We start from the raw sequence: 6,144 nt of genomic DNA, 5'->3' as shown, positions 1-6,144 counted from the left end.
GCCGGTCGCGCCGTCGCCGGTCGCGCCGTCGCCGGTCGCGCCGTCGCCGGTCGCGCCGTCGCCGTTCGCGCGCAGGTCGGTCGCACGGTCGGATTCCGGGCGGCCGCCGTTCGGGCGGTCGACAGGTGTGCGTGCGGTGGCTGCCCGGTCGGTGACTGCGCGGTCGGTGACTGCGCGGTCCGCGCCGGGGCCATCGGCGGCGGGGCGGTCGGCATCCGGGCCGTCGGCGGCGGGGCGGCCCGCGGCGGGGCCGTCGAGGTCCGGGCCGTCGTCCCACAGCGCGTCGTCGACCTCCTCCGGCGTGACCAGCCCGCGCCACACCGGCAGCCGCAGCCGGCCGCCCATCGTCCACTCGGTGAACTCGACGAGCCCCACCAGCCGCGGCACCACCCACATCGCGTCGCGGGCCACCGAGGCCGGCACCTCCCCGACGAACGGCGACGAGTCGCTGTGCAGGTCCGGCACCAGCGCGGTGACGGCCGCCCGGTCGGTGCCCGCGCCGACCCCGGCCCGGCCGACGTAGCGCAGCCCCTCCGGACCCGGGACCCCGAGCAGCAGCGCGGCCACCGAGTCGGGCCGGTCGGCGCTCGCCGGGGTCCAGCCCCCGACGACGACCTGCCGGCTGCGCCGCAGCGGCACCCGCAGCCAGTTCCGGGAGCGGCGTCCGGGCTGGTAGGCGGAGTCGAGCCGCTTGGCGAACACGCCGTCGAGGCCGTACCGGCGGGCCGTGGCCAGCACGTGCCCCGCGTCGCCCGCGGGCCACGACGGCGACAGCACCACCGGCTGCTCGGCAAGCCCGAGGTCGTCGATCAGCTCGCGACGGCGCCGGTAGGGCAGGCTCGTCGTCGACTCGCCGTCGAGCCAGACGAGGTCGCTGACGAAGAAGCCGACCGGCACCTCCGCGACCAGCGCGGCACCGGGCCGCTGGGTCGCGGTGCGGCGCATGAGCATCCGTCTGCTCGGGATGCCCGCGTCGTCGAGCGCGACGACGGTCCCGTCGAGGATGACCCCCTGGCGCGGAGCCTTGGCGGCCAGCACGTGCAGCTCGGGGAAGGTCGAGCTGACCGACCGGTCGCGGGCCGTGAGCAGCCGGACCCGGCCGGGGCGCGCGTACGCGATGCAGCGCAGCCCGTCCCAGGCGAACTCGACCGCCCACCCGGGGCCCGTCGGCAGGTCACCGCTCGCGGCCAGCATGGGCGGCACCAGTTCGGGCATCCCGCCCGTGCCCGCCCGGACCATCACACTCGGCAGCGTAGTTCGCGCCGCAGCGCTCGCGTCCCGTCCGTCGGCCGTGCGGGCCACGTGGCAGGACGAACGGAGATCATCGGCGACTGCCGCGCGGCGAGCGGTCGGCAGGCCGCCACGTGCGGCCGTGGCCCTCGGCAGACGGATCGTCGTGACCTGCGACGACGTGCCCACCCCCGTCCACCGGAGCAGTGGCCGCTCACCCGCCCGGCGCAGCACCGGCCGCCGCCGACCCCGCCGCGACGGCCGGGCCCCCGCCGGGGGACGATCGGAGTCACCATGACCAGCACCCTCGCCGACCGGCTCCCCTCCCCCGACGACCCCGACGCCCTCGTCGAGACCTTCGCCGAGTGGGCGTTCGACGAGCAGGGGCTCTCGCTCTACCCCGCGCAGGAGGAGGCGCTGGTCGAGCTGGTCACGGGCGCCAACGTCATCCTGTCGACGCCGACGGGCTCCGGGAAGTCGCTGGTCGCGATCGCCGCGCACGCCGTGGCGCTGGCCCGCGGCGAGCGGACGTTCTACACCGCACCGATCAAGGCGCTGGTCAGCGAGAAGTTCTTCGCGCTGTGCGCGGTGTTCGGGGCCGACAAGGTCGGCATGCTCACCGGCGACGCCGCGGTCAACGAGACCGCGCCCATCATCTGCTGCACGGCGGAGATCCTCGCCAACATCGCGCTGCGCGGCGGCCGGGGTGCGGACGTCGGCTCCGTCGTCATGGACGAGTTCCACTTCTACGCCGACCCCGACCGGGGCTGGGCGTGGCAGGTGCCGTTGATCGAGCTCCCGCAGGCGCAGTTCCTCCTGATGAGCGCCACGCTCGGCGACGTCTCGTTCTTCCGCGACGACCTGACCCGCCGCACAGGCCGGCCCACCGCGGTGATCACGTCGGTCGAGCGGCCGGTGCCGTTGAACTACCGCTACGTCCTCACCCCGCTGCACGAGACCCTCGACGAGCTGCTGCAGACCCACGAGGCCCCCGTCTACGTCGTGCACTTCACGCAGGCCGCGGCCGTCGAACGGGCGCAGTCGCTGATGAGCGTCAACGTGTCGTCGAAGGAGGACAAGGCCGCGATCGCCGAGACGATCGGCGCGTTCCGGTTCACCGCGGGGTTCGGCCGCACCCTGTCCCGGCTGGTCCGCCACGGCATCGGCGTCCACCACGCCGGGATGCTGCCGCGCTACCGGCGGCTCGTGGAGACCCTGGCGCAGGCGGGCCTGCTCAAGGTCATCTGCGGCACCGACACCCTCGGCGTGGGGATCAACGTCCCGATCCGCACGGTGCTCTTCACCGCCCTCACCAAATACGACGGCACGCGCGTCCGCGGTCTCAAGGCCCGCGAGTTCCACCAGATCGCGGGCCGCGCGGGCCGGGCCGGGTACGACACGGTCGGCACCGTCGTCGCCGAGGCGCCCGAGCACGAGGTCGAGAACGCTCGCCTGCTCGCCAAGGCGGGCGACGACCCGAAGAAGCGCCGCCGCGTCGTGCGCAAGCAGCCGCCGGACGGCTTCGTCGGCTGGAGCGAGAAGAGCTTCGAACGCCTCCAGGGCGCTCAGCCCGAGGCGCTGACCAGCCACTTCGTGGTCACTCACGCGATGTTGCTCAACGTCATCTCCCGGCCGGGCGACGCCTTCGCCGCCATGCGCCACCTGCTCGAGGACAACCACGAGCCGCGCGACCGCCAGCGCAAGCACATCCTGCGCGCGATCGCGATCTACCGGGCGCTGCGCACGGCGGGCGTCGTCGAGGAGCTGGCCGAGCCCGACGCCGAGGGACGCCGGGTGCGCGTCGTCGGCGACCTGCAGCTCGACTTCGCGCTCAACCAGCCCCTGTCCCCGTTCGCGCTCGCCGCGATCGAGCTGCTCGACCGGGAGTCCCCGACCTACGCGCTCGACGTGTTGTCGGTCATCGAGGCCACGCTCGACGACCCGCGCCAGATCCTGCACGCGCAGGAGAACAAGGCCCGCGGCGAGGCCGTCGCGGCGATGAAGGCCGACGGCATCGAGTACGAGGAACGCATGGCGCTGCTCGAGGACGTCAGCTACCCGAAGCCGATGGCGGAGATGCTCGACGCCGCGCTGGAGACCTACCGTCGCGGCCACCCCTGGGTCGCCGACGCCCGGCTCTCGCCGAAATCGGTCGTGCGGGACATGTCCGAGCGGTCGATGACGTTCGTCGAGTACGTCGGGCACTACCAGCTCGCCCGCTCCGAGGGCCTCGTCCTGCGCTACCTCGCCGACGCCTACCGCGCCCTGCGCCAGACCGTCCCCGACGAGGCCAAGACCGAGGAGCTCACCGACCTCGTCGAGTGGCTGGGCGAGCTGGTCCGGCAGGTCGACTCCAGCCTGCTCGACGAGTGGGAGGCCCTCGCCGCCGGCGCCGGGACCGGCGAGGAGCCCACTCCCCCCTCGCTCGACCAGGGCCCGGCCGGGGTCACCCGCAACACCCGCGCGTTCCGGGTCCTGGTGCGCAACGCCATGTTCCGCCGGGTCGAGCTCGCCGCGTTGCACCGCTGGGATCTGCTCGGCGAGCTGGACAAGGACGCGGGCTGGGACGCCACGGCGTGGCGGGAGGCGTTCGACCCGTACTGGGACCTGCACGACGACATCGGCACCGGCCCGGACGCCCGCGGCCCGCAGCTGGTGACGATCGAGGTCGAGCCGGAACGCTGGCGCGTCCGCCAGGTGCTCGACGACCCCGCGGGCGACCGCGACTGGGCCATCACCGCCGAGATCGACCTCGCTGCCTCCGACGAGGCCGGCGAGGCCGTCGTGTGGATCACGGGCGTGTCGGACCGCCCGTGAGTGGCGATGGTCGCCATGGCGACCATCGCCACTCACACCCTCGCCGTAGCCGTTCTTGTCGGCTGTGACCGCAGCCTGCGACTTCGTCCTGCGGCGTGGTGTCCTTCGTCGTCGCGTTGCGTCAATGTATGGTTTACATCGTGAAGTACGACGAGGCCCAGCGCTGGCTGGCCAAGGCAGGACCCTTTCCCGACTCCGGACAGCCGTCCATCGTCGAACAGCTCGACCGGCTCAAGGAGCTCGCGGCCCGCGACGCGTTGCCCCACAGCGGCATCGCGGTCTGGTACGCCCTGGTCCAGGAGATGCGACGGTTGGCCGACTACTACGAGCGCGACCTCATCCGCGGCCTGCGCTCCGAGGGGATGACCTGGGCGCAGGTGGCGCACGCCGTCGAGGCGCAGCTGAGCAGCCGGCAGGCCGCGCACGCGAAGTGGAAGCGACTCATCGACCCGGGGCGGCGGACGACGACCGGCGACATGCGTCGCGGCGGCCGGCCCAAGGACCCGCCCGCCCTCTCCCCCGGCGAGTGATTCGCCTCGCCCGGCCCGCGGCGTTGCCCGACGACCACGCCCGGCGTCGGGCGTGACGGCCGGTCCGGGTTCCGGACCGGCCGTTGCGGCACTCACCCGCGACGCGAGGCTCGGCCGGGGCGCCGGGCGCGGCGCGAACGGCGACGCCGCACACGACGTGCCCCGGCTCCTCGCGCGACACCTCGGCTGACGCCCAGCCGGGGCCTCGACCTGGACCTTCCGGACGATCTCCGGGACGAGGCCGACGTGTCAGGCATCGGATGGCAGGCGCGTCGGACGTCGAACAGTTGGGCATCGGGCAGTTGGGCGCCGGGCATCGGGCGCCGGGCGCCGGGTGGCGGGGAGATCGGCGTCGTGAGTCGGCGACACCGAGCCGGCGCCGTCGCGGTTGTCGGCGCCGGGGCTGCTCCTCGGGGCTGCTCCTCGGGGGCGGCTGGTCGTGCGCGCGTTGCGTCAATGAATCGTTTACACGAGAGACGACCTCAGTCGATGCGGCGGAGCCTGGCCGCCACGAACTCCACGACGCGCACGGCAGCGGGGAGATCGGCGTCGATGTCGTCGGGGTGGACCTCGCCACCGAGGTACTCGACCTCGTTGCGACGACGCCGCACCCGGTCGAAGGGGCGCAGCGCCTCGGCCCGCGCGTGCATCGCGACGACGGCGCGCTGCACGGCCAGGTGCCCTCCCCTGCTCGTCGCCCGCAACCCCTGCGCGGCCAGCAGCGCCGCGCACGCCTTGCGCATCGCGTCGTAGAGCGCGGTGTAGGCGAGGTCGGGATCGTCGTCGGCGAGAGTCCGCGCCGACTCGAGATGACGACGCGCCGCCGCGACCGCCCGCCCCGCGGCCGCCGGATCGGGCGGGACACGTTCGAGCCTGCCCGCCGCGAGCAGCGCGTCCAGCTCACGCTGCCCGGACCGGTCCACCCGCCGAACCTACCGGCGCGACGACGCCGGGCCGGGCCGGACGCGCGGAACCGGCACGCGCGGCGAGGCGCGGACGCGGGTGACGAACCCGTCGGAGCCGGTCTCCCACCGTCCGGGGGCGACGACCGTCGCGTTCACCGGCAGGCCGATCCGCGCCTCGGCACGCGCGGCCGCGTCGTGCACGACGTCGCGGTCCGGGGTGCCGACGACGAGCACGTCGACGTCGGCCGGAGGCCCGCCGCGCTCGCCGCGGTGGCGGGCGGCCCACGAGCCGAACACCTCCACCGCGTCGACGTCCGCCACCTCCGCGAACTCCTCGGCCAGCACCTGCACCGGCCCGAAGCTCAGCGTCACGAGCTCGGTGAGCGGCGCGGTCGCGGGCGAGGCCGGGTCGGCGGAGACGAGGCGCGCGTTGCCGATGCGGCGCGACCGCAGCAGGCCGGCCTCCTCCAGCCTGCTGACCTCGCGCTGGACGGCGGCGAGCGACCCACCGGTGCGTTCGGCGATCGCGGTGAGGGTCAGCTCGGTCCCGGGCACGACGAGGAGGGCGGCCAGCAGGTCGCCCTGGAGCCTGCTGCGGAACACCGGCAGCAGGGGCGGCGCAGGAGCTACCACATCACGCAATGTACCTTGCGGAATTCGGG

The 6,144-nt window shown here is 74.3% G+C and carries 5 protein-coding genes; 2 read left to right on the top strand and 3 right to left on the bottom strand.

Translation table 11 applies throughout. The annotated features are described in order from the left end of the window. The coding region (locus PSD17_RS06405; protein ID WP_339122170.1) for an ATP-dependent DNA ligase at positions 1–1,239 on the bottom strand (1,239 nt) is incomplete at its 3' end. Between the two features lie 285 nt (positions 1,240–1,524). On the opposite strand from PSD17_RS06405, the gene PSD17_RS06400 reads away from it, so the two are divergent. After that, complete coding sequence (locus PSD17_RS06400) at positions 1,525–4,047, top strand: DEAD/DEAH box helicase (RefSeq protein ID WP_103384512.1); 2,523 nt, start codon at positions 1,525–1,527, stop codon at positions 4,045–4,047. A 140-nt stretch (positions 4,048–4,187) separates the two neighbouring features. Then, positions 4,188–4,577 carry a hypothetical protein gene (locus PSD17_RS06395; RefSeq protein ID WP_103384511.1) on the top strand — a complete coding sequence of 130 codons (390 nt, stop codon included), beginning with the start codon at positions 4,188–4,190 and terminating at the stop codon, positions 4,575–4,577. 482 nt (positions 4,578–5,059) lie between these two features. On the opposite strand, the gene PSD17_RS06390 is transcribed toward PSD17_RS06395, so the two are convergent. After that, complete coding sequence (locus tag PSD17_RS06390; RefSeq protein ID WP_103384510.1) at positions 5,060–5,500, bottom strand: hypothetical protein; 441 nt, start codon at positions 5,498–5,500, stop codon at positions 5,060–5,062. A 9-nt stretch (positions 5,501–5,509) separates the two neighbouring features. Further along, positions 5,510–6,115, bottom strand: a complete 606-nt coding sequence (locus tag PSD17_RS06385; RefSeq protein ID WP_013675257.1) for a winged helix-turn-helix domain-containing protein — start codon at positions 6,113–6,115, stop codon at positions 5,510–5,512. Positions 6,116–6,144: the final 29 nt, after the last annotated feature.

It is taken from the genome of Pseudonocardia sp. D17 (assembly GCF_036984265.1).
In the GTDB taxonomy this organism is placed as follows: Bacteria; Actinomycetota; Actinomycetes; order Mycobacteriales; family Pseudonocardiaceae; genus Pseudonocardia; species Pseudonocardia benzenivorans.
This window is presented reverse-complemented; position numbering and strand designations above follow the sequence as displayed.

Coding starts and splice junctions, on each gene's coding strand:
- PSD17_RS06400 (WP_103384512.1), top strand. CDS start 1,525: ATGACCAGCACCCTCGCCGACCGGCTCCCCTCCCCCGACGACCCCGAC.